This is a genomic window from Pseudomonas edaphica (assembly GCF_005863185.1).
Taxonomy (GTDB): domain Bacteria; phylum Pseudomonadota; class Gammaproteobacteria; order Pseudomonadales; family Pseudomonadaceae; genus Aquipseudomonas; species Aquipseudomonas edaphica.
The window spans coordinates 1-544 of the sequence record NZ_VBVZ01001140.1; the positions used below are offsets into that span (position 1 = coordinate 1).

Here is a 544-nt window from a genome sequence, read left to right on the forward strand (position 1 = left end):
GTCATGGTGTGGTCGGCGGCCGGCAGCCAGACAAATTCGGCAGTGGGGATGATGCCGTCATCGGCCACGTCCATGCCGAAGGCGTCTTCGCTGAAACGCACGATGTAGTAGCCGGTTTTACGGTTCAGGCCGACAAAACCCTGGAGTTGGTCGGCGGCCTGGCAGATAAGCTCGGAAGTGATGCGCATGGTAAACCTCACTGAAAAGTCCCACAGGGACTGGAAAGATGGTTTACACGCGTGGCAGAAATTACTGCCCTCTAACGGGGCAGCTTTGGCCAAGAATACTGCAACACAGCACAAAAAAACCCACAAAAATGCCTCGTGAGTACCTTAATGTCGGTTTGGTGATAGCGCCTTTCGCAATCAATTGTTAAAAAGGACGCCTTCTCAAAGTTACCTCCACGAAAGGACTTCGCATATGCCTGTCACGTTTACCAAGAGCGCCCTGCTGCTCGCTCTGATGCTCGGCCTTGGTCAGGCACAGGCTGCCGACCCGATCAGCCCGGCTGAATTGGCGACAAACGAAGGCATTCCGTACCCGG

General features: G+C 54.8%; 1 protein-coding gene and 1 pseudogene. One reads left to right on the forward strand and one right to left on the reverse strand.

Annotation, left to right across the window (positions count from 1 at the left end):
* Nucleotides 1-188 (reverse strand): DUF2025 family protein (locus FEM54_RS33715; RefSeq protein ID WP_138454418.1); only part of this gene is annotated, 188 nt, incomplete at its 3' end.
* 232 nt (nucleotides 189-420) lie between these two features.
* On the opposite strand from FEM54_RS33715, the pseudogene FEM54_RS33720 reads away from it, so the two are divergent.
* Nucleotides 421-544, forward strand: a pseudogene (locus tag FEM54_RS33720) (glycerophosphodiester phosphodiesterase); the annotation flags it as partial.